General features: G+C 71.2%; 21 protein-coding genes and 1 riboswitch. Of the genes, 8 read left to right on the top strand and 13 right to left on the bottom strand.

What is annotated here, in order from left to right; all coding sequences use genetic code 11:
- Positions 1 to 94 precede the first annotated feature (94 nt).
- Together AC068D_RS11495 and murQ are read left to right on the top strand one after the other, a co-directional pair.
- Positions 95 to 1,042: a MurR/RpiR family transcriptional regulator gene (locus AC068D_RS11495; RefSeq protein ID WP_478822762.1), complete on the top strand. Its 948-nt coding sequence runs from the start codon at positions 95 to 97 to the stop codon at positions 1,040 to 1,042.
- 83 nt (positions 1,043 to 1,125) lie between these two features.
- Entirely contained in the window at positions 1,126 to 2,058 is a 933-nt protein-coding gene (murQ, locus tag AC068D_RS11490) for an N-acetylmuramic acid 6-phosphate etherase (protein ID WP_478822761.1), read from the top strand.
- Between the two features lie 182 nt (positions 2,059 to 2,240).
- Here the strand turns inward: murQ and AC068D_RS11485 are convergent, their stop codons facing one another.
- The 6 genes from AC068D_RS11485 to AC068D_RS11460 form a co-directional block, all read right to left on the bottom strand.
- Positions 2,241 to 2,930 (bottom strand): ABC transporter ATP-binding protein, encoded by a 690-nt coding sequence (locus AC068D_RS11485; RefSeq protein WP_478822760.1) that lies wholly within the window; start codon positions 2,928 to 2,930, stop codon positions 2,241 to 2,243.
- A gap of 54 nt (positions 2,931 to 2,984) precedes the next feature.
- Complete coding sequence (locus AC068D_RS11480; protein WP_478822759.1) at positions 2,985 to 4,448, bottom strand: ABC transporter permease; 1,464 nt, start codon at positions 4,446 to 4,448, stop codon at positions 2,985 to 2,987.
- Positions 4,449 to 4,519: 71 nt separating this feature from the next.
- The gene (locus AC068D_RS11475; RefSeq protein WP_478822758.1) at positions 4,520 to 5,764 is read right to left on the bottom strand and encodes an MFS transporter; all 1,245 of its coding nucleotides are present in this window, start codon (positions 5,762 to 5,764) and stop codon (positions 4,520 to 4,522) included.
- 53 nt (positions 5,765 to 5,817) lie between these two features.
- The gene (locus tag AC068D_RS11470; RefSeq protein WP_478822757.1) at positions 5,818 to 6,606 is read right to left on the bottom strand and encodes a putative protein N(5)-glutamine methyltransferase; all 789 of its coding nucleotides are present in this window, start codon (positions 6,604 to 6,606) and stop codon (positions 5,818 to 5,820) included.
- 246 nt (positions 6,607 to 6,852) lie between these two features.
- On the bottom strand, positions 6,853 to 7,068 hold the full coding sequence (locus tag AC068D_RS11465) for a hypothetical protein (protein WP_478823158.1): 216 nt from the start codon (positions 7,066 to 7,068) through the stop codon (positions 6,853 to 6,855).
- Positions 7,065 to 7,286, bottom strand: coding sequence for a hypothetical protein (locus AC068D_RS11460; RefSeq protein ID WP_478822756.1), 222 nt, complete (start codon positions 7,284 to 7,286; stop codon positions 7,065 to 7,067). Before AC068D_RS11460 ends, AC068D_RS11465 begins: the two co-directional genes overlap by 4 nt.
- A gap of 110 nt (positions 7,287 to 7,396) precedes the next feature.
- Here AC068D_RS11460 and AC068D_RS11455 point away from each other — a divergent pair, with 110 nt between their 5' ends.
- Both AC068D_RS11455 and AC068D_RS11450 read left to right on the top strand, forming a co-directional pair.
- A complete protein-coding gene (locus tag AC068D_RS11455) occupies positions 7,397 to 8,239 on the top strand; it encodes a helix-turn-helix domain-containing protein (RefSeq protein ID WP_478822755.1) in 843 nt (280 codons plus the stop codon).
- On the top strand, positions 8,220 to 8,429 hold the full coding sequence (locus AC068D_RS11450) for a DUF397 domain-containing protein (RefSeq protein WP_478822754.1): 210 nt from the start codon (positions 8,220 to 8,222) through the stop codon (positions 8,427 to 8,429). Before AC068D_RS11455 ends, AC068D_RS11450 begins: the two co-directional genes overlap by 20 nt.
- 25 nt (positions 8,430 to 8,454) lie before the next feature.
- Here the strand turns inward: AC068D_RS11450 and AC068D_RS11445 are convergent, their stop codons facing one another.
- Positions 8,455 to 9,432, bottom strand: a complete 978-nt coding sequence (locus tag AC068D_RS11445; RefSeq protein ID WP_478822753.1) for an amidohydrolase family protein — start codon at positions 9,430 to 9,432, stop codon at positions 8,455 to 8,457.
- Positions 9,433 to 9,487: 55 nt separating this feature from the next.
- Positions 9,488 to 10,213: a DUF4232 domain-containing protein gene (locus AC068D_RS11440; protein ID WP_478822752.1), complete on the bottom strand. Its 726-nt coding sequence runs from the start codon at positions 10,211 to 10,213 to the stop codon at positions 9,488 to 9,490.
- A gap of 420 nt (positions 10,214 to 10,633) precedes the next feature.
- On the opposite strand from AC068D_RS11440, the gene AC068D_RS11435 reads away from it, so the two are divergent.
- Positions 10,634 to 12,649 carry a PAS domain S-box protein gene (locus AC068D_RS11435; RefSeq protein WP_478822751.1) on the top strand — a complete coding sequence of 672 codons (2,016 nt, stop codon included), beginning with the start codon at positions 10,634 to 10,636 and terminating at the stop codon, positions 12,647 to 12,649.
- A 268-nt stretch (positions 12,650 to 12,917) separates the two neighbouring features.
- Here the strand turns inward: AC068D_RS11435 and groL are convergent, their stop codons facing one another.
- From groL to thrC, 4 genes are all read right to left on the bottom strand, one after another.
- Positions 12,918 to 14,540: a chaperonin GroEL gene (gene groL, locus AC068D_RS11430; RefSeq protein ID WP_478822750.1), complete on the bottom strand. Its 1,623-nt coding sequence runs from the start codon at positions 14,538 to 14,540 to the stop codon at positions 12,918 to 12,920.
- 409 nt (positions 14,541 to 14,949) lie between these two features.
- On the bottom strand, positions 14,950 to 15,153 hold the full coding sequence (locus tag AC068D_RS11425) for a cold-shock protein (RefSeq protein WP_003986833.1): 204 nt from the start codon (positions 15,151 to 15,153) through the stop codon (positions 14,950 to 14,952).
- Between the two features lie 505 nt (positions 15,154 to 15,658).
- A complete protein-coding gene (locus AC068D_RS11420) occupies positions 15,659 to 15,937 on the bottom strand; it encodes a MoaD/ThiS family protein (RefSeq protein ID WP_478822749.1) in 279 nt (92 codons plus the stop codon).
- Complete coding sequence (thrC, locus tag AC068D_RS11415) at positions 15,934 to 17,217, bottom strand: threonine synthase (protein WP_478822748.1); 1,284 nt, start codon at positions 17,215 to 17,217, stop codon at positions 15,934 to 15,936. Before thrC ends, AC068D_RS11420 begins: the two co-directional genes overlap by 4 nt.
- Positions 17,218 to 17,234: 17 nt before the next feature.
- Positions 17,235 to 17,390: riboswitch (SAM riboswitch) on the bottom strand.
- A gap of 116 nt (positions 17,391 to 17,506) precedes the next feature.
- Between thrC and AC068D_RS11410 the strand changes: the two genes are divergently transcribed.
- From AC068D_RS11410 to AC068D_RS11400, 3 genes are all read left to right on the top strand, one after another.
- A complete protein-coding gene (locus tag AC068D_RS11410; protein ID WP_478822747.1) occupies positions 17,507 to 18,487 on the top strand; it encodes a glucosyl-3-phosphoglycerate synthase in 981 nt (326 codons plus the stop codon).
- A 212-nt stretch (positions 18,488 to 18,699) separates the two neighbouring features.
- Positions 18,700 to 20,070, top strand: coding sequence for a hypothetical protein (locus tag AC068D_RS11405; protein WP_478822746.1), 1,371 nt, complete (start codon positions 18,700 to 18,702; stop codon positions 20,068 to 20,070).
- A gap of 82 nt (positions 20,071 to 20,152) precedes the next feature.
- Positions 20,153 to 21,664 carry an alpha,alpha-trehalose-phosphate synthase (UDP-forming) gene (locus AC068D_RS11400; protein ID WP_478822745.1) on the top strand — a complete coding sequence of 504 codons (1,512 nt, stop codon included), beginning with the start codon at positions 20,153 to 20,155 and terminating at the stop codon, positions 21,662 to 21,664.
- Here AC068D_RS11400 and otsB read toward each other — a convergent pair.
- Entirely contained in the window at positions 21,602 to 22,453 is an 852-nt protein-coding gene (gene otsB / locus AC068D_RS11395; RefSeq protein ID WP_478822744.1) for a trehalose-phosphatase, read from the bottom strand. The genes AC068D_RS11400 and otsB overlap by 63 nt on opposite strands.
- Position 22,454 lies beyond the last annotated feature (1 nt).

The raw sequence follows: 22,454 nt of genomic DNA, 5'->3' as shown, positions 1-22,454 counted from the left end.
ATTGTCCCCCCGCCGGTGGGTACGCGGTCCCCGGCCGGGGGACCGGGACGAACGGGGGGTTGACGACCCCACCAGCCGAAAATATCTTTCAGTGGTGACCAATGAGATGAAGGAAATTTTCATCGGCCCACAGGGCGGTCCGCCCGCACGTGCGGGCGACGCCCCGCCCGCACCGGCCGCACTCGCCGCCAAGGTGCGCACGCTCGCTCCGTCCATGACCCGCTCCATGCAGCGGGTCGCCGAGGCCGTCGCCGCCGATCCGGCCGGCTGCGCAGCCCTCACGGTCACCGGCCTCGCCGAGCTCACCGGCACCAGTGAGGCCACGGTCGTGCGGACCGCCCGCCTCCTCGGATACCCCGGCTACCGCGATCTGCGCCTCGCCCTCGCGGGCCTTGCCGCCCAGCAGCAGTCGGGCCGCGCCCCCGCCGTCACCGCCGACATCGCGGTGGACGACCCGATAGCCGACGTCGTCGCCAAGCTCGCGTACGACGAGCAGCAGACACTCGCCGACACCGCGGCCGGTCTGGACACGGTGCAGCTCGGGGCCGCGGTCGCCGCGCTCGCGACGGCACGCCGTGTCGACATCTACGGAGTGGGCGCATCGGGCCTGGTCGCCCAGGACCTCGCGCAGAAGCTCCTCCGCATCGGACTGATCGCGCACGCCCACAGCGACCCGCATCTCGCCGTGACCAATGCGGTACAGCTGCGGTCCGGCGATGTGGCCATAGCCATCAGCCACTCCGGCTCGACCGGGGACAGCATCGAGCCGCTGCGGGTGGCCTTCGACCACGGCGCCACGACCGTCGCGATCACCGGCCGCCCGGACGGTCCGGTCTCGCAGTACGCGGACCACGTCCTCACCACCTCGACCGCGCGCGAGAGCGAGCTGCGCCCGGCTGCGATGTCGTCCCGCACGAGCCAGCTCCTCGTCGTCGACTGCCTGTTCATCGGTGTCGCGCAGCGTACGTACGAGTCGGCGGCGCCCGCGCTGGCCGCCTCGTACGAGGCCCTCGCCCACCGCCACTCGCCCCGCACCCGCTGACGGCCGGCTGCCACCGGGCGCCGCCGCGAGCGCGGGCCGGGCACCGCCGACCGACTGCGAACCGCCGAAAGAGCCGCGCATCCATGACCACGAATGACGCGCAGGACCAGTCCGGGCTCCGCGCCCAGCTGGACTCTCTCCCCACCGAGGCGTTCCGCCCCGAACTCGCCGAGGTCGACCGTCTGCCCACCCTCGAGATCGCCCGGATCATGAACGGCGAGGACCGCTCCGTTCCCGGTGCCGTCGCCGCTCGGCTCCCCGTCATCGCTGCCGCGATCGATGCGACCGCGGAGCGGATGGCCCGGGGCGGCAGACTGGTCTACGCGGGCGCCGGTACCGCGGGCCGGCTCGGCGTGCTGGACGCCAGCGAGTGCCCGCCCACGTTCAACACCGGCCCGGAAGAGGTCATCGGCCTGATCGCGGGCGGCCCGGCGGCGATGCTGCAGGCCGTCGAGGGCGCCGAGGACTCCGGGGAGCTCGCGGCGCGGGACCTGGACGGCCTCGGTCTCACCGCCGACGACACCGTGGTCGGCGTCTCCGCTTCCGGCCGCACACCGTATGCCGTCGGCGCCGTCGAGCACGCGCGCGCCGCCGGGGCGCTGACGATCGGTCTTTCCTGCAATCCGGACAGCGCGCTGTCGGCCGCCGCCGAGTACGGCATCGAGGTCGTCGTCGGGCCCGAACTCCTCACCGGCTCCACCCGGTTGAAGGCGGGTACGGCCCAGAAGCTCGTCCTCAACATGATCTCGACCATCACGATGATCCGCCTCGGCAAGACGTACGGGAACCTCATGGTCGACGTCCGCGCCTCCAACGAGAAGCTCCGGGCGCGGTCGCGCAGGATCGTCTCGCTGGCGACCGGCGCGACGGACGAGGCGATCGAGACCGCCCTGACCGCGGCGGGCGGCGAGGTGAAGACGGCGATCCTCATGCTTCTCGCGGACGTCGACGCCCCGACGGCAGCGGCCCTCCTCATCAAGTCGAAGGGCCACCTCCGCGAAGCCCTGCGGGGCTGACGCCCCGCTCCACCCGGCGCGGTGACCGGTCCCTGGCCACCGGGGCCGCCGGCGGAGGCCGGTGCCCCCGGCAACGCGGGGGCCCGGCAACGCGGTGGCCCGGCAACGCGGGGGCCCGGCAACGCGGGGGCCCGGCAACGCAGCGACACCGCGCCACGGGCGCCCCGCGCGGGGCAGGGGGCCTATGCCGCGCCCGCTGCCCGTTCCGCGATCGTCACCCGCCCCTGGCGGATCGTCGCCACCCGCGGCGCCCGCCGTGCCAGCGCCGAGTCATGCGTGACCATGACGAAGGTCAGCCCGTTCTCCTCCCACAGCCCCTCCAGCAGTTCCATGATCTCGTCCCGCATGGACTCGTCCAGATTCCCGGTCGGCTCGTCGGCCAGCAGCACCGCGGGCCGCTTCACCAGCGCCCGCGCAATCGCGACGCGCTGCTGCTGTCCGCCCGAGAGCTCGCCGGGCAGGTGCCCCCGGCGCTCCCCCAGCCCCACCGAGGCCAGTGCCTCGGCCGCGCGCTCGCGCCGTTCGACGGCCTTGAGCCCGAGCGGGACGAGTGCGATCTCGACGTTCTCCTGAGCGGTCAGGGTGGGCACGAGGTTGAAGCCCTGGAAGACGAAGCCGATCTTCTCGGCGCGCACCCGCGTGAGCCGCGCTTCCGGCAGGGTCGCGAGATCGACGCCGTCCAGGACGACGGACCCGCCGGTGGGCCGGTCCAGGCCGCCGAGCATCTGGAGCAGCGTGGACTTGCCCCCGCCGGTCGGTCCCTGGATCACCAGCCGCCCGCCGTCCTCGATGACCAGATCGACGCCGTCGAGTGCCTGGACGGTGTCCTTGCCGCGCCGATAGCGCTTGGTGACGCCTGTGAGCTCGTACATGGTGATTCAACTCCTGCTGTGCGTCCGTACGTTCATCGGTGGGTGGGGTGTCGGCTACTCGACGCGCCGCAGCGCGTCCGCGGGCCGCAGCCGGGAGGCGCGCCATCCGCCGAACCCGCCCGCGATCAGCCCGCCGGTCACCGCGAGCGCCACGGCGAGACCGATGGTGGTGAGGGAGACCGGCGCGGTGAGGGCGATGTCCAGCGCCTTCGACGCACTCTCCCGTGCGGGCCCTCCCTGACCGCCGGGGCCGCGGCCGGCGAGCATCCGGCCGCCCATGCCCTGACCGCCCCCGGCACCCGCGCCCAGCTGCGCGGTCAGCGTCGGGCTGAAGGCCGTGATCGCCCACGCCCCGGCCAGCCCCAGCCCGATGCCCAACGTGCCGCCGATCAGCCCGTTGACCAGTGCCTCGCCCGCCACCTGCCCGGTGACGCGGCGGCTCTTCCACCCCAGCGCCTTGAGCGTGCCGAACTCCCGTACCCGCCTGCTCACCGCGGATGACGTGAGCAGCCCGCCCACCAGGAACGCCGCCGCCAGCACCACGACCGACAGCCACTTGCCGACACCCGCCGCCAGGTCCGACGCGGTGGACAGCGATCCGGAGACGGTTTCGGCGAGATCCGCCGATGTCGTGACCGTCGTGCCGGAGATGTTCTTCTGGATGGTCTCCTTGACGGTGCCGATCTGCTGGGAGTCGGTCGCCTGCACATAGACCGTGGTGATCTTGTCCTTCGCATCGGCCAGGGTCTGGGCCCGTGCGAGCGGCAGATAGACGTCGGCGGCCGCGTCCCCGCTGTCGGCCGTCGCCAGCCCGATGACCGTGAACTTCGTCCCTGAGACCGTCAGTGTGCTGCCGACCGCGAGCTTCTTCTCCTTGGCGTAGGCGCTGTCGACGACGGCCACCGCTGCCGAGGTCTCGCTCGTCCAGAACGCCCGCCCCGAGGTGATCTTCGACGAGGTCAGCGGCCCGAGCTCCTGATGGGTCACGTCCGTCCCGTACACGGAGTACGAGTCGACGTCGAAAGCCGCCCCGCCGCCCCGCACTTCGCCGCCGGACGGCGCGCCGCCCCGTCCCTGCGCCGGGCCCTGCTGGAGCTGCCCGCGGGTGAACTGTCCGTCGACCTTCATCACACGGACGTTCAGACCGCCGACGGCATCCGCCACCCCTTTCTGCCCGCCCACCTCGGCGACGGTCGAAGCGGCGAGCGTCTCGAAGCCCTGGACCATGACGACGTCCTGGCTCTGCTCGGCCTCGTCGTCACTGTCCTTGGCGTCGAACTCGAACCGCGGCCGCCGTACCGTCCCGCCCTCCTCCGACGGAGCGGCGGCCTTGGTGACGGTCATGTCGGTACCGAGTCCGTACAACGACTCCAGCACCTTGCCCTGTGCCTGGTTCATCCCGGCCGAGACCGAGTTGACGACGATGACCAGGGCGATTCCGAGGGCGAGCCCCGAGGCGACGACGAGGGCCGCCTTCCTGCGGCGGCGCAGTTCGCGCCTGAGGTAGGTGAAGAACATGGCGCGAAAGCTAGGGACGCGGTGTGAGGGAGGGGTAAGGCCCCGATGAGAGACGCATGAGTGTTGTGCGCTCAGCCGGTCACGGTCTCCCGCGCGGCCGGAGCGGGAGGCACGGGCAGCCTGCTCCGTTCCGCCCACCGCACCGCGGGACCCAGCCCGTACGACGCGGCGACGAACAGTCCGCCGAGCACGAACCAGCCCGGTACACCCCAGGTGACCAGCAGCGCGGTCAGCAGCAGCGGCCCGGCCGTACGGGCCACGGTCAGCCCCGTGCCGAAGAAGGCCTGGTACTCGCCGACGCGCCCCTCCGGGGCGAGTTCGAAGCTGATCTGCCAGGAGCCGGCGGAGTGCAGCATCTCGCCCGCCACATACAGCAACGCGGCCGCCGACAGCACGGCGACCACCGCCCACGCCGGCAGACCGGCCGCCGACAGCGCGAAGACGGCACACGATGCGAGCAGGATCAGCCCGGCCCGCCGGACGGCGCCCACCGCCGGCCCCAGCGCGGTGACCCCACGGGCGGCGCGCACCTGGAACACTGCCACGGACAGGGTGTTGACCACGAACAACGCCGACACCACCCACTCCGGCGCCTGGGTCCGTTCGCTGACCCACAGCGGGATCCCGAGACTCAGCAGCGGCATCCGCAGCAGCAGTACGGCGTTGAGCAGAGCGATCAGCGCGTACGGCCGGTCCCGCAGGACGGCGAGGGCCGGCCCCTTGACCGTCGCCACGGACGCGACCGACGGCAGCCGTGAGAGCACCAGCGCGCACACCAGGAAGCTCACCGCGTCCACCGCGAAGACCGCCAGAAACCCGTTCCGGGTGCCCGAGTACAGCGCGAGCCCGCCCAGTCCCGCGCCGACGGCGAGCCCCGCATTGAGGGTGGACTGGAGATGGGCCAGCAGCCCGGTCCGCTCCTTCCTCGCCACGAGCCCCGCGAGCAGCGCCTGCCGCGCCGCGGCGAGCCCCGACTGCGCGGCGGCGTACATGCAGGCGGCGAGCAGGAACGTCCAGAACGAGCGCACCACGAGGAACGAGCCCACGGCCGCGCCCGTCGCGAGCGCCAGCAGCACCGCCGTGCCACGCGGCCCCCGCCGGTCGGCGAGCCGCCCCAGCGGCACTCCCACGACCGACCCGAACGCCCAGGCGAGGGTCAGCCCGAGGCCGACCCTCGCCGGGGACAGACCGACGACATGGGTGAAGAAGAGCGCGGAGGTGACGTAGTAGGCGCCGTCACCGAGGGAGTTGACGAGCTGGGCGAGGGCGAGAACCCGCGGCGGACCGGCGGGCGGCAGGATGCGTGAGGGGGACACGCCTCGACGCTACGGTCCGGATGGCCCCTCCTCCAGGGCCACTTCGGCCTCGCTCAGCTGGGCAACCTGGTCCCGATGACGACGGTGGCGTACCACTCGTCCGAGGTGACCACACGCGGCACCAGACCACTGCCCCCTACGGCCTCGACGGCGTCCGCCGCCTGCCGCTCGCTCGTCTCGAACAGCAGACAGCCGCCCGGGGCCAGCCATCGAGGTGCTTCCGCCGTCACCCGCCGCAGCACGTCGAGCCCGTCCGCGCCCCCGTCGAGCGCGACGAGCGGTTCGTGCATCCTCGCCTCGGTGGGCAGCAGCCCGACTTCCCCGGTGGGTACGTACGGCACGTTCGCGGCGAGGATGTCGACACGGCCCCGCAGCGCACCGGGCAGCGGCGCGAAGAGGTCCCCCTCGTACACCCGGCCGCCGGGCACGTTCCGCCGGGCGCACCGGACCGCGGCCGGGTCGACATCGGCGGCGTACACCTCGGCCCCGCACTCGCCCAGTCCCCGGGCCAGCGCGGCACCCACCGCCCCCGACCCGCAGCACAGGTCGACGACGACGGCCGCATCGGGCCTGTTGTCGAGGGCCTGCCGCACGAGGAACTCGGTGCGGCGGCGGGGAACGAAGACCCCGGGGTCCACGACGACCCGCAGGCCGTCGAACTCGGCCCAGCCGAGGACGTGTTCCAGGGGGTGGCCGTCGACACGCCGGTCCACCATGGCGGTCAGTTCGGCGGGCGTACGGGCGGTGGAGAGGAGGAGTTCCGCCTCGTCCTCGGCGAACACACAGCCGGCGGTGCGGAGCCGGCCGACGACGGCCGACGGATCAGGTGATGAAGAGAGCACGGGAGCCTTCCGGAAAACCGAGCGGGGCTCCCTCGGCCGTCTAGGACGGCGCGGAGGCGAGCACCCGGCCTGCAACAGCGGTAATGGGTCTCACCTCCTACGTCGTGACCAAGCGGGGAAGCAGCTTACCCCGGTCCGGCCCGTGGAACGGTCCGCCGCGCGTCCATCGGCCGACACGGCACCGGTTGCGGCCGGTTGTGCCCCCTTGGGGACCGTCGGCCTCCGAGCAGCGGCGAGAGGCAGTGGTCAGAACCGTCTCTGCCGGTTGCGTTCCCTCACCCGCGCCCGCAGCACCTCACCCGGCGGGGCGGGCCTCAGCACCTCGGGCGGACAGTCCCACTCCCGCCCGCCGCCCAGCGGCCGCAGCTGTACGTAGGGACCTTCGCGCCCCATGACCCGGCCGACCCGCCCGTCGCGCGAGTCGATCGCGTACTCCCCGGGCGCCGGCCCCGGAGCGCTCACCGGCGCGCCCCATGGAGTACGGCCGCGAGCCGGAGCGCCGTGTCCAGGTTGCAGCGCCCCAGGTCGACCAGGGGATACGCAGTCGACTCGTTCGTGAGCGACACGAGGTCCACGCACAGGGACGGCAGGGTCACCCCCGTCCCGTCGAGTTCGCCCCGCAGCTGGGCCACGACCTCTTCCGCCGCCCGCAGCCGGTCCGCCGCTCGCACAGGCTCCATCAGGCACCTCCACTCTGAGTGTTCGCGTTCTGCACACAGCGTGGCCACAGGACGGCTAGCCTGACCAGCGTCACGGCCCAACAACCCCACATGCGGGACAGGGAGTTGACATGCCAGGTCCGAAGGACCTCGACCCGTCCACCTCTCCCCGGGCCCTCCTCGGCGCTGAGCTGCGCCACGCCCGCGAGAAGGCCGGGCTTCGCCAGCGCCAGCTGGGCGAACCGCTTTTCGTGAGCGGCTCGTTCATCGGCCAGCTGGAGGCCGGTACGCGGAGGATGCAGCCGGAGATCGCGCGCAGGATCGACGAGATGCTCGGGACGAACGGCTTCTTCGAGCGCAACTGCGTGGCGGCCAACAAGTCGAAGTACCCCGACCACTTCGCCGAGGCGGCGGAGGCGGAGGCGGTCGCGACGACGATCAAGGAGTACGCGCCGCTGCTGATCCCGGGGCTGCTGCAGACGGAGGCGTATGCCCGGGCGGTGTTCCGGGCGTACCAGCCGGTCGCGACGGAAGCGCTGATCGACGACCTGGTCGAGGCGAGGCTGGAGCGGGCGCGGCTCCTCGACGATCCAACAGAGCCCCTGTTGTGGGCGGTGCTGGACGAGGCGGTGCTGCGGCGGAAGGTCGGCGACGCGTCGGTGATGACCCAGGCGCTGGGCCGCATCGCCGGACTGATGCGACGGCACCGGGTGATCGTGCAGGTGCTGCCGTTCGCGGCGGGGGCGCATGCGGCCCTGGACGGCGGGCTCAAACTGATGTCGTTTACGGATGCACCGCCGCTTGCTTACGTCAATGGTCTGAGCACAGGCCAGTTGGAGGACGACCCGGCCACGGTCGGCCGCCATGAGTTGACCTACGATCTGGTTGCGGCGAGCGCAGTGTCACCCCGGGAATCCCTGGCCTTGGTCGAGTCGGTGGCGGAGGATTACTCGCATGAAGAGCACCAGCCCTGAGTACGACCTGAGCACTGCCGTCTGGCACAAGTCCAGCTACAGCGGCGGCGACGGCGGCAACTGCCTCGAGGTCGCCGACGACCACCCCGGCATCGTCCCCGTCCGCGACTCCAAGAACCCCGACGGCCCGAGGCTCGTCTTCGGCGCCGCCGCCTGGTCCGCGTTCGTCGTCGGCGTGCAGGACCTCTAGGTCCTGCACGGGCAACAGAGCCTACCTAGTACGGCAGGTGCGAGGAGCTGCTCCGCGTCGGGAGCAGCTCCTCGCCCGCCGTCAGGATGGCCTCGGCCTCCTCCGGCACCAGCGTCTCCTCGATGAAGACGACGGCCCGGCGCAGTGCGTCCCCGGTCTGGTACGGGAAGTCCGTGCCGAGCATCAGCCGGTCCGCGCCGTACGATTCGGCCGCGACCCGCAGCGCCGGCTCATGGCCGTGGGCCACGGTGTCGTAGTACATGCGGCGCGCGGCGACGGTCGGCATCTCGATGACGTCGGGGGCCTCCCACTGGACATGCTCGTCCGCGCGCGGCAGCAGCATGGGCAGCGCACCGCCGAGGTGCGAGTGGACGATCCGCAGCCGTGGGAAGCGGCTGGGGATGCCTTCCAGCATCAGATGCATGGCGCAGATGGTGTCCTCCATCGGCGCACCGACCATCCATCGCATCCGGTTCTCGGCGATGAGCGGCGTCCCCGCGTCCTGACCCGCCGGGTGGAGGCTCAGCACCGCGCCCCGGTGGTCCAACTCCTCCAGAACCGGCCGGAAGACGGGGTCGCCGAGGCTGCGCCCGAGCACGGACGTGGTCAGCCCGGCGCCCACCATCCCCAGCTCGTCGAGCGCCCGCACCAGCTCCTCCAGCGAGGCGTCGAGATGCGGCAGGGGCAGAGCGGCGAAGGCGGAGAAGCGGTCGGGCCGTTCGCGCACGACCTCCGTGTAGAGGTCGTTGGCGTGCCGGGCGGCCGCCACGGCCTGCTGCTCGCTCGGGAAGTACGGGGTCTGGGGCGAGACGGACAGGATCTGGTGCTCGATGCCCGCGGCGTCGTTCATCTCGAACCGGGCGTCGAGGTCCGCCGGGCTGTCCCCCGCTCCCAGGCCCCGCTGTGTCGCGGTGTCCTCGCGCCCGTAGGACTCCAGGAGGCGGAGATAGCCCTCGCTCCACAGATGGGCGTGCACATCGGTCCGCATCATCTCCAGCTTCACGCCGGTGGTGTGCGGTGTCCACCGGGGCGCGATGTCGCGCCCCGGCCCCGGCTGCCTACAGGCTGAGGGCGTCCTCGGCGTTGCCCAGCCAGGCGGTCACGGACTCCTTGGAGGACACGTAGAAACCGGGAGTGCTCGCGGTGAGCGGGGTCTGGACGAGGTCGCTGGCGGTGTCCATGGTCATCGCGATGGAGTCGACCGTCTTGCCCTTGCCGTCATGGGCACCGCCCATCAGACCGGCGTAGGCCGACTTCCCCGGCCCCAGCGTGATGACGGTGCCGGGGTGGGTCTCCTCCCGCTGCGTCGCCTGGCCGTCCAGATCGCCGAAGGTCACGACCGGGTAGTTCAGGGCCTTGCACGCCTTGCCGCTCTTGTTGGTGACCTTCAGCAGATAGCTGCTCGTCGCATGATCGGCCACGGTCGCGGTGAACGTCACGTCGGCCGTGCCGCACGGCTGGACGGCCTTGCTGTCGTCGGACGACGAACCGCCGCCCGTACTGCCGCCCGTGCCGGTGCTCCCGCCGGACCCCTTGCCGCCGGAACCCCCCTTTCCTCCGGACGACGAGCCGCCGGACGAGGACGCGTCGCCCTTCCCTCCGGACGACGTACCGCCGGACGACCCCGCCCCCGCGGAACCCGAAGGCCCCGCGGTCGACTTGCCGGGGCTGCCCGCCGCATCGTCCGTACCGCCGGCGGGCTCACAGGCGGTCAGGGCCAGTGCGGATACGGCGACGAGAACAACGGCGGCTCTGCGAACGGTGCGACGGCTGTGGTCGGTCATCTGTGCCCCCCGAGTGAGAAGCGCGAGTGCGCTGCTGAGAAGACCAGAGTCCCGCGCGACCTTCACGACTTGGTGACGGATCCTCGCCGAATCCACCACGGAAACGGAACGCGCGCCGGAGCAGGCCCTGCCCCGGCTCCGCACTCCTGGCCCGGCGGGTTTCCGCACCGCGGCAAGGCATCCACCACCGCCAGTCACCCGCCATGTACGAAGTTGGACACCGAGAAGCTCAAGGACCACACCCGCGCAGATCTGATGTGCGCCAGTGCCGATCAGAATCGGACTCATGGGGACGCGTGGGGACGAACTGCGCTGAGATGTCCCGATACCGCAGTCGTGGATGCCGCCGCCGCGCACCACGCAGCCGTGACAACGGCAGTCGCGACGGACGCAGGCGGCGCATCTGTCCGGGAGGCAGCCATGGAAGGCATCACCGCCGCAGTCTCATTGGAGTCCGACCTAGGGCCCGGCACCACCGTGCCCTGCCAGTGCCGGATCTCCCGAGCCGAGGCACCGCCGGGGTCCGCCGAGGAGCGGTTCCGCGGGCTGCTGGAGGCCGCACCGGACGCCATGGTCATCGTCGACGACGCCGGAACCATCCGCCTCGTCAACGCCCAGACCGAAACCCTCTTCGGCTACCAGCGCGCAGAACTCCTCGGCCGCCCCGTCGAGATACTCGTGCCGAGCCGCTTCCGCAGCCAGCACTCCGACCATCGCAACGGCTACATTCACAACCGCCAGGTCCGCCCCATGGGAGCCGGCCTCGAACTCCACGGCCTGCGCAAGAACGGCACCGAATTCCCCGTCGAGATCAGCCTCAGCCCCCTCGAGACCAGCGACGGACTCCTCGTCTCCGCCGCCGTACGCGACGTCAGCGAACGCAAGGCCGCCGAGGAGCGGTTCCGCGGGCTGCTGGAGGCCGCACCGGACGCCATGGTCATCGTCGACGACGCCGGAACCATCCGCCTCGTCAACGCCCAGACCGAAACCCTCTTCGGCTACCGGCGCGCAGAACTCCTCGGCCGCCCCGTCGAGATACTCGTGCCGAGCCGCTACCACGGTCAGCACGTCCGACACCGCAACGGCTACACCCACAACCGCCAGGTCCGCCCCATGGGAGCCGGCCTCGAACTCCACGGCCTGCGCAAGAACGGCACCGAATTCCCCGTCGAGATCAGCCTCAGCCCCCTCGAGACCAGCGACGGACTCCTCGTCTCCGCCGCCGTACGCGACGTCAGCGAACGCAAGGCCGCCGAAGCGCAGCTCACCGCCCTCTACGAGCAGCAGCGTCATGTCGCCCTCACCCTGCAGCGCAGCCTGATGGGGACCCCTCCCGCCGTTCCCGGGCTGAACACGGCGAGCCGCTATCTTCCCGCCACCCAAGGGGCGGGGGTCGGAGGCGACTGGTTCGACCTCATTCCGCTCGGCGCGGGCCGTGTCGGCGTACTCATCGGCGATGTCATGGGGCGCGGCCTCGAGGCTGCCGCGATCATGGGGCAGCTCCGCTCCGCGGCTCATGCCCTCGCCAAGACCGGGATGCAGCCACGTCAGCTGATGCAGTCCCTCGACGCGATCGTCGCCGAGCTCGACGGGCCCGACCAACTGGTCACCTGCTGCTATCTGATCGTCGCTCCGGACGCGGGCGAGGTGACCGTGTGCTCCGCCGGACACCTTCCGGCCCTCGTCGCGGCGCCGGGCGAGGCGGTGCGACCCCTGGCCGCGCCGGTCAGCGTGCCCCTCGGGGTGGGGGACCATCTGCACCAGCAGACCACCCTGGCCGTCGCGCCGGGGTCCAGCCTGATCCTCTTCACCGACGGGCTCATAGAGACACCCTCGGGCGACATCGAGGAGCAGCTCGACGCGCTCATCGAGGCCCTCGACGACGCTTTCGCCGCCGCGCCCGACCTGGAAGGGGTGACCGACCGGGTGCTGACGTCCGTCCTGCCGGCCACCGAGCATCACCACGACGATGTGACGCTTCTCCTCGCCCAGCTCCCCGCGGCTCCGCTGGCCGTGGCGGAGACGGAGCTGGCCGCCGCCCCGGCCTCCGTGTCGGAGGCCCGGGCGTTCCTCGCCAAGTGCCTCGTCGAGTGGGACTGCGCCCAGCTCACCGACGACGCCCAGCTGCTGGCCTCCGAGGTGGTCACGAACGCCATCCGGCACGGGCAGGGACCGGTGCGGCTGCGGATCCGGCGCACCAGCACCGAACTGACGGTCGAGGTGAGCGACCACAGCCACCATCCGCCGCAGCCGCGGCTGGCCGCGGCGGACGACGAGTCCGGGCGGGGGCTCATCCTCGTCGACACACTGGCCGGCAGCTGGGGTGTGCGCCCGGCGGACGACGGCAAGACGACGTGGTTCACGCTGTCGCTGCAGGAGGGTGGGCAGCCGCCGCCCTGTGTGCCGCTCGGCTCGCAGCGCGGCCCCCGGGGGTGAACTCGGCCGAAGAAGGACATCCGGCTACCTTCGGCCGTGCGTGAACAGCCCTCAGCCGGTTTCGGTATCCACTGCGGAACCCACGGTGCCCGAGGGCCACGATGCCGCGCCGAACTGCCTGCACTGCGCGCCGAACTGCCTGAGCAGTGCCGCTTCGGTCCATCGGCACCACCCGGCAGCGAAGACGACGGAACGCCCGAGGGCGGCACCCCCTGGGAGTGGGGGTGCCGCCCTCGGTCTTCAGGACGGTTGATCAACCAGAGGTCGATCAGAAGTCCATGTCACCGCCCGGCATGCCGCCCGGAGCGGCCGCAGCGGCCTTCTCCGGCTTGTCGGCGATGACGGCCTCGGTGGTGAGGAACAGCGCGGCGATCGACGCGGCGTTCTGCAGCGCGGAGCGCGTCACCTTGGCCGGGTCGATGATGCCCTCGGCGATCATGTCGACGTACTCGCCGGTCGCGGCGTTGAGGCCGTGACCCACGGTCAGGTTGCGCACCTTCTCCACGACGACGCCGCCCTCGAGGCCGGCGTTGACCGCGATCTGCTTCAGCGGGGCCTCCAGGGCCAGCTTCACAGCGGCGGCACCGGTCGCCTCGTCGCCGTCGAGCTCCAGCTTCTCGAAGACAGCGGAGGCCTGGATGAGCGCCACGCCACCACCGGCGACGATGCCCTCCTCGACGGCCGCCTTCGCGTTGCGAACGGCGTCCTCGATGCGGTGCTTGCGCTCCTTGAGCTCGACCTCGGTCGCGGCACCGGCCTTGATGACGGCCACGCCGCCGGCCAGCTTCGCGAGGCGCTCCTGGAGCTTCTCGCGGTCGTAGTCCGAGTCGGAGTTCTCGATCTCGGCACGGATCTGGTTGACGCGACCGGCAACCTGGTCGCTGTCACCGGCACCGTCGACGATCGTGGTCTCGTCCTTGGTGATGACGACCTTGCGGGCGCGGCCCAGCAGGTCCAGGCCCGCGTTCTCGAGCTTGAGGCCGACCTCCTCGGAGATGACCGTGCCACCGGTGAGGATGGCGATGTCGCCCAGCATGGCCTTGCGGCGGTCACCGAAGCCCGGGGCCTTGACGGCAACGGACTTGAAGGTGCCACGGATCTTGTTGACGACCAGGGTCGACAGGGCCTCGCCCTCGACGTCCTCGGCGATGATCAGCAGCGGCTTGCCCGACTGCATGACCTTCTCCAGCAGCGGGAGCAGGTCCTTCACGGAGGAGATCTTGGAGTTGACGATCAGGATGTACGGGTCCTCCAGCGAGGCCTCCATACGCTCCATGTCGGTGGCGAAGTACGCCGAGATGTAGCCCTTGTCGAAGCGCATACCCTCGGTGAGCTCCAGCTCCAGACCGAAGGTCTGGGACTCCTCGACGGTGATGACGCCTTCCTTGCCGACCTTGTCCATGGCCTCGGCGATGAGCTCGCCGATCTGGGTGTCGGCGGCGGAGATGGAGGCGGTGGAAGCGATCTGCTCCTTGGTCTCGACCTCCTTGGCCTGGTCGAGCAGCGCACCGGAGACGGCCTCGACGGCCTTCTCGATACCGCGCTTCAGGGCCATCGGGTTGGCACCGGCCGCCACGTTGCGCAGGCCCTCGCGGACGAGCGCCTGGGCGAGAACGGTCGCGGTGGTCGTACCGTCACCGGCGACGTCGTCCGTCTTCTTGGCGACTTCCTTGACCAGCTCGGCGCCGATCTTCTCGTACGGGTCCTCGAGCTCGATCTCCTTGGCGATGGAGACACCATCGTTGGTGATCGTGGGGGCGCCCCACTTCTTCTCGAGGACGACGTTCCGGCCCTTGGGGCCAAGGGTGACCTTGACGGCGTCGGCGAGCTGGTTCATCCCGCGCTCGAGACCGCGCCGTGCCTCCTCGTCGAACGCGATGATCTTGGCCATGTGAAGTGGTCCTCCCGGACTTGGGGGTCCCCCCGCGCAGCAGGCCACGGGGGAGGATTGCTCCGGACCGCGTTGGCGCCCGCGACGGACGGCCTGCATGCCTTGTGGTTCCTGGCCCCACGAGGCCTGCGGGCCTCACCGACCCGGTCCTTAGTTGTCACTCTCACTCGTAGAGTGCTAACGCCAATGATTAGCACTCGACCCCCTCGAGTGCAAGCGGCTTCGAGGACCTCGGCGAGGTCGCGGCGGCCGGGTGACGGGCGGGAGCGGCGCCTCGGAAGAAGCCCCGGCGAACGGTGGGCGCGGGTGACGGCCGGGAGCGGTCGCGGCCGGAGAAACCCGGACACGGCGGAGGGCCCGCACCCCCTAGGTACGGGCCCTCCGTCATGTCGCTGCAGTCAGTCGGCGCTCAGCCGGCTACGCGGACCATGTCCGCCTGCGGCCCCTTCTGGCCCTGCGAGATCTCGAACTCGACCCGCTGACCCTCCTCCAGGGTGCGGTAACCGTCCATCTGGATCGCGCTGTAGTGGACGAAAACATCCGCACCACCGTCGACCGCGATGAAGCCGTACCCCTTCTCCGCGTTGAACCACTTGACGGTGCCCTGAGCCATGCCTAACTCCCCTATTACTGGCCCTTGCACAGGACCGCACTTCGCGGACCCGGGTCAGAACTCACTTCGGATCTCACTCACGGAGAGTTTCCTTACCCCCAGGGGGCATCGCGGAGACCGCCAAGAGTGTGTACCGGAACGCGTCGACCGCGGCTGAATGTATCTGTCCAACTGCCGTCTGCAACAGGTCAATCGGACGAGAAATCTGGGCACGCCCGAACGGGCAAAGGGAAGGATTCCGAGCATTGCCGGGCAAGTCAGGCCGGACAAAGCGCACTTAACGCGCAATACGCTCGAACACTTTGGCTGTTTCTCATCGTGTGCGGACGCATTCGTATATGCGTCTGGCACACGCAGCGGAGGGGACTTCCCAACTCTACCGCGCTCAACCACACAGAATTGCCCCCTCCGCTTAGCTTGCGGAGGGGGCAATTCAGGTAGCGCAGCGTAACCGGTACGGGTGGGTCCGAGGCCGGCCCGGAGTCGGCCCGCAGTCGATCCGGAGTCAGCAGCCGCCGGCGACGGCGGGGATGATCGAAACCCCGGCACCGTCCGGCGTCGCCGTCTCCAGGCCCTGCTCGAAGCGGACGTCGTCGTCGTTGACGTACACGTTCACGAAGCGGCGCAGCTTGCCCTGGTCGTCCAGGACGCGGGCGGCGATGCCCGTGTGGTTCTTCTCCAGGTCGGCGATGACCTCGGCGAGGGTCGCACCTTGCGCCGGGACCTCGGCCTGGCCGCCGGTATAGGTGCGGAGGATGGTGGGGATGCGGACGTTGACGCTCATGCGAGACCAGCCTCTCGGAAGGAGTCCAGGTTGGGGCGGATGACTGCGGACATACCCGCCGTGGGGGCCACCGCGTCGAGGGTCTTGAGGCCGTCACCCGTGTTGACGACGACGGTCGTGAGGGAGGGGTCGATGACACCCGCCTCGATCAGCTTCTTCGCCACACCGAGGGTCGTCCCGCCGGCGGTCTCCGTGAAGATGCCCTCCGTGCGGGCCAGCAGCTTGATCGCATCCACGATCTGCTCGTCGGTCACGTCCTCCACGGCGCCGCCGGTGCGACGGCAGATGTCCAGGACATAGGGGCCGTCGGCGGGGTTGCCGATCGCCAGGGACTTGGCGATGGTGTCCGGCTTCTGCGGCCTGACCACGTCCTGGCCGGCCTTGAAGGCCACCGACACCGGGGAGCAGCCCTCCGCCTGGGCACCGAAGACCCGGTAGGGCCTGTCCTCGACGAGACCGAGCTTGATCAGCTCCTGCAGACCCTTGTCGATCTTGGTCAGCTGGGATCCGGAGGCGATGGGGATGACGATCTGGTCGGGGATCCGCCAGCCGAGCTGCTCGCAGATCTCGTACGCGAGTGTCTTCGAGCCCTCGCCGTAGTACGGCCGCAGATTGACGTTGACGAAGCCCCAGCCCTCGCCCGCCGGGTCGCCGATGAGCTCGGAGCAGAAGCGGTTGACGTCGTCGTAGTTGCCCTCGATACCGACGAGCTCGCCGCCGTAGACCGCGGCCATGACGACCTTGCCCTGCTCCAGGTCGTGCGGGATGAACACGCAGGAGCGGAAGCCGGCACGCGCGGCGGCGGCGCCGACCGCGCCGGCCAGATTGCCGGTGGAGGAGCAGGAGAGCGTGGTGAAGCCGAAGGCCCGGGCGGCCTCCAGGGCCTGGGCGACGACGCGGTCCTTGAAGGAGTGCGTCGGGTTGCCGGAGTCGTCCTTGACGTAGAGACCGCCGGTGACGCCCAGCTCGCGGGCGAGGTTGTCGGCCTTGACGAGCTGGGTCCAGCCCGGGTTCAGGTTCGGCTTGCTCGCCACGTCGGCGGGGACGGGGAGGAGCGGCGCGTAGCGCCAGATGTTGTCCGGGCCGTTCTCGATCTGCTTGCGCAGGCCTTCGGGGTCGCCGGTCGGCAGGTCGTAGGCGACTTCGAGCGGCCCGAAACAGATCTCACAGGCGAAGATCGGACCCAGAGCGAACCGCTCGCCGCACTCGCGGCAGGAAAGCCCGGAGGCAGGGCCCAGATCAACGGATTCGGTGGTGGTGGCGACAGTCTGCGCAGCCATGGAGGCGAGGCCCTTTCTCCTCATCTTCCTCGCGGCGCATCTCGCCACGAGACGGAATTGGCACCTTCCCTAGCCGGGGCCTCGCGCGCGTGTCGTACGACCTGCGACGAGAGCCGGCTGGAGGGTTGCCGGGGCTTCAACGGGCCGTGTCCCTCTGCCCCTCTGGATGAGCGGTATGTGATTGTCGGCGGGACGACCCCGGCATGCGATGGTCGTCCGCGTTGTTCAAGACTGTAACCGAACCCCTGGGCGGCTGAGATGGTCGTCCGATCCGCGAGATGGAGATCATGTGCTGGAAGAGGTGGAGCGCTGGCTCGGCCGGCGGTCCTGGTCCGTGGCAGACCGCCCGCTCGACCGGCTCGTCGCCGCGAAACGCGCGGCCAAGCACGGCTCGGCCGTCAGTGTCGTGCTGCCCGCCCTGAACGAGGAGGAGACGGTCGGCGACATTGTCGACGTGATCCGGCGTGAGCTCATGACCGAGGCGGTGCCGCTCGTGGACGAGCTGGTGGTCGTGGACTCGGGTTCGACGGACCGCACGTCCGAGGTGGCGGCGAAGGCGGGCGCCCGGGTGGTGCACCGCGACGCGATACTCCCCCGAATACCGGCCGTGCCGGGCAAGGGCGAGGTGCTCTGGCGCTCACTGCTGGTGACGAGCGGCGACATCGTCTGCTTCGTGGACGCGGACCTGAGGGAGTTCTCCGCCGACTTCGTCTCCGGGATCGTCGGACCGCTGCTGACCGAGCCGGACGTCCAGTTCGTGAAGGCGATGTACGACCGGCCGCTGGGAGCGGCGAAGGCGGAAGGCGACCGTCCCGGCGGGCCCGAGCAGGGGGGCAGGGTCACCGAACTGGTCGCACGCCCGCTGCTCAATCTGCACTGGCCGCAGCTGGCCGGGTTCGTCCAGCCCCTGGGCGGGGAGTATGCGGCGCGGCGCTCGCTGCTGGAGCGGCTGCCGTTCCCGGTGGGATACGGGGTGGAGCTCGGGCTGCTGGTCGATGCGCTGCACACCGTGGGGCTCGACGCTCTGGCGCAGGTCGACGTGGGGGTGCGGCTGCACCGGCACCAGGACGGACAGGCGCTGGGCCGGATGGCGGCGGCGATCTACCGCACGGCCCAACTCCGGCTGTCCCGAGGCCACTTGGTGCGCCCGGCGCTGACGCAGTTCGAACGGGGCGAGGACGGGTTCGTGCCACGGACGCACGAGGTGGACACCCGGGAGCGGCCGCCCATGCTGGAGATCGCGGAATACGCGACGCGCAGAGCGGCCTGACGACACCGGCGGCCTAACGCACATGCGGCGCAGCACGCGCCAACGGGGCGGATTGTCTAAGTTGCGTTGATATGGGCTATACGAAACTCACGGGCGCTCGGCGCCGGAATTCCAGGTCGCCTCGTTTCGTCGGGGCCCTGGCGGTTCTCACGACCGCCTCTGCCGTCGTTGCGACCGGAATGCTCACCCCCGGGCGGGCTGCCGCAGATGTCGTGTCCCCCTTCAAGAAGCGCTACGACGAATCGCTCTTCGGCGACTTCACCACCACCGGCACCACGGTCGGGAGCGACGGGACCGGGACCGGCCGGGTAGTCGTCCCGCCCGGCGCCCGTGTCGAGTACGCCCGGCTGTTCTGGGGCGGCAACGACGGCACGTACCGGAGCCCTGGCGGCCGCCTGCTCCACCGCTGCGACGCCGCCGGCGCGGCCACGGACCGCCGGGACACGGACCGCCGGAAAGCGCGCCGGGCGGACGCGGACCGGCGAAAGGAAGACCGGCGGAAGGCGGACTCGCCCTCCGGCGGTCCGCTCGCCTCCGCACCCACGATCGGCGTCAACCGGAACAAGCCGGTCGCGGTCCACGCGGAGCATCTGGTCCAGGACCGGGAATCCGCAGCCGGACCGCACTTCTACACCGGCGAGGCCGACGTCACCGCCGCCTTCAAGGGCGTCACCGGCTCCGGCGCCCCGCTGCCCGTCGCGGTCGGCGGCATCTGGTCCGCAGCCGGCCAGGGCTGCGGCGCGGGCTGGTCGCTGACGGTCGTGTACGCGTACGACCGCCCCGACGCCATGTACGCCCCGGAACTGCGCAGCATCCACGTCCACGGCGGGCATGTACCGCAACTCCCCGCTTCCCCCGCGACGACCGTGTCGGTGAGCGGCCTCTACCGCCCGGGCGGACAGATCCGGGCGTCCGTGGCCGCGTACGGGGGCGGCCGGGGTCCCATGGGCGACCGGTTCCTCGTGGACGGTCAGGCGAGGACCGGTGGGGGCGCCACGTCCGCGAAGGTGTCGTTCGAGTCGGGAGCCGACGCCTATGTGGCGTCGGCGCTCACCCTCTCCACGCCCGTGCCGGATCCCGAAGCCACCACGAACGCGTCCGGGTCGCCGTCCTCGCCCATGGACACGACGGTGACGTACACGGTCACCGTCGGCGAGGAGGGCACCGGGAACGGAAAGGCCCGGGACACCGCCGGGGCGGAGCCGGCCCCGCCAGGCTGCGAGAAGCCCGGTACCGACGGGAAGTGCTCCGTGACGTCGGCGGACCCGGCGGAACCCGGGCAGGGGCGGCCGCGGGAACCGGCCACGGCCCATCCCGGCGAGGAGACGCTGCAGGCGCGGCCGGCGCCGCCCCGAAATCCCGCACAGTCCCGCACCCCGGGGGAACAGGGCGCACCCGAGCGGCCCGGAACCGGCCAGGGAGTGCCCGGCAGTGCCGCCGGAGCCAACGGCAGTGCCCACGAGATCGCCGCGGCCGGCACCAGGACCGAGCGGCTGTGGCTGCTCGGCGGTGTCGCACTGACGATCACGGCGGCCGGGGCGATCGCGATCGCCGCGAGCCGCGGCCGGCGCCGCGGCCACTGATCGGGTGAGCATATGGCCGGACTCCGCCGACGGAGTCCGGCCATACGTTTGAGCGGTTACGGTGCGGGCTAGGTTTGGCGACATGGTCTCCGAGCGCGCGGCGCAGGTACTCGTCGCCTCCAACCGCGGTCCGGTCACATACGCCTTCCGTGAGGACGGCACACTCGACGCGAGGCGCGGCGGCGGCGGGCTGGTCTCCGGCCTGTCGGCGATCGGCCCCGACGCGGGCGCCCTGTGGGTGTGCGCGGCACTGGGGGACGGCGACCGGGAGGCCGTGCGGCGCGGTGTCGCCGAGCCGGGCGTGCGGATGCTGGACATCGACCCCGCCGTGCACGCGGACGCGTACAACGGCATCGCCAACTCGGTGCTCTGGTTCGTCCACCACATGCTGTATCAGACCCCGCTGGAGCCGGTGTTCGACGCGGAGTTCCGGCGGCAGTGGGCGGCGTACGAGACCTACAACCGCGCCTTCGCCGCAGCACTGGCGCAGGAGGCTGCGCCCCACGCGGTCGTGATGGTCCAGGACTACCATCTGGCGCTCGCACCCGGGATGCTGCGTGAACTCCGCCCCGATCTGCGGATCGGGCACTTCTCCCACACGCCGTGGGCGCCGCCGGAGTACTTCCGCATGCTGCCGGACGACATCGCGCAGCAACTGGTGCGCGGGATGCTCGGCGCGGACAGGCTCGGGTTCCTCACCTCACGGTGGGCGCACGCGTTCATGTGGTGTGCGGACCAGACCCTGCCCGATGCCGCCGCGCTGGTGCCCGGTGGCGATCCGCGCCGCTGGGTCAGCCACGCAGCACCCGGCGGGGAGCCGCGCGAGACGGACATCGGGGTGCACGGACTGGGCGCGGACGCCGAGTTCCTGCGGCGGCGCTCGCACGAGCTGGACGTCGAGGAGCGCATGGTCGCGCTGCGCGACCAGATCGGCGGTGAGGACGCCGGGCCGGGCGCCCGGAAGACGATCGTCCGGGTGGACAGGACCGAACTGTCCAAGAACATCGTCCGCGGGCTCCTCGCCTTCCGGACGCTGCTCGACACGCACCCCGAGTGGCGCGAGCGGGTCGTGCACGTGGCCTTCGCCTACCCGTCCCGGCAGGACCTGCCCGTCTACCGCGACTACACGGCCGAGGTCGCGCGGCTCTCGGAGGAGATCAACGCACGCTACGGGACGCCCGGCTGGACACCCGTCGTGCTGCACGTCAAGGACGACTTCGCACGGTCGCTCGCCGCGTACCGCATGGCGGACGTGGCGCTCGTCAACCCGATCCGGGACGGGATGAACCTGGTCGCCAAGGAGATCCCCATCGTCTCGGACGCGGGATGCGCCCTGGTGCTGTCGCGGGAGGCCGGGGCGTACGAGGAGCTGGGCGACGAGGCGATCGTGGTGAACCCCTACGACGTGACCGGAACGGCCGCGGCCCTGCACCGGGCCCTGACGATGCCGGACGGGGAACGGGCCGAGCGCACCAAGCGACTGGCCGCGGCGGCGACCGCGCTGCCGCCGCAGAAGTGGTTCCTGGAACAGCTACGTGCGCTGGAGGCGCTGGGCGAGGGCAGCGAGGGTCGTGACGACCTCGGCGGGGCCTGACAGCCGCACGTCCGCACGCTCGGCGAGCTCGGGAACCTCGGTGCCGCTGCACAGCAACAGCCCGGGCACCCCGTCGGAGCGGAGCTTCTCGACGGCGGCGTAGGCCGCGAGATCACCGAGGTCGTCGCCCGCGTACAGCACGGCACCCGCCCTCTGCTCCCGGACGAACTCCTCCAGCGCCACGCCCTTGTCGACCCCGGGCGGACGTACCTCCAGGACGAGCCGGCCGGGCTCCACGATCAGCCCGTGACGGGCCGCCAGCTCCGCGATCGGGGTACGCAGCGACTCGAAGGCGGCCTGCGGATCCTCCGCGCGGCGCGTGTGCACGGCCACCGCCCGGCCCTTCTCCTCGATCCAGGTGCCCTGCCAGGCACCGATCGCATCGAGGAGCCCGGGCAGCTCCGCGCGTACGGCGGCGACACCCGGATGGGGGGCGGGGGCGTGGACCTCACCACTGACCGCGTCCCACCGCTCGGCGCCGTAATGGCCGAGTACGACGAGGTGCTCCAGGCCGGGGTGACCGGCGAACCCGCCGTACCGCACGGCGACGCCGGCCGGGCGCCCGGTCACGACGGCGACGGACGCCACGTGCGGCGCGAGCGCGGCGATGGCGGGCACGGCACCGGGGTGCGCCCGCGCCTGCTCCGGGTCGGGCACGATCTCCGCGAGCGTCCCGTCGAAGTCCAGCGCGACCACGGTGTCCTGTGGCCTTTCGAGGATCGCGGCGAGCCCTTCCCGTCCGGCGGGAGTGCTCGGCTCCGGCAGTACGTCGTCCGCATGGCTGCCCATG

Source organism: Streptomyces sp. NPDC043861 (assembly GCF_056435905.1).
This window is presented reverse-complemented; position numbering and strand designations above follow the sequence as displayed.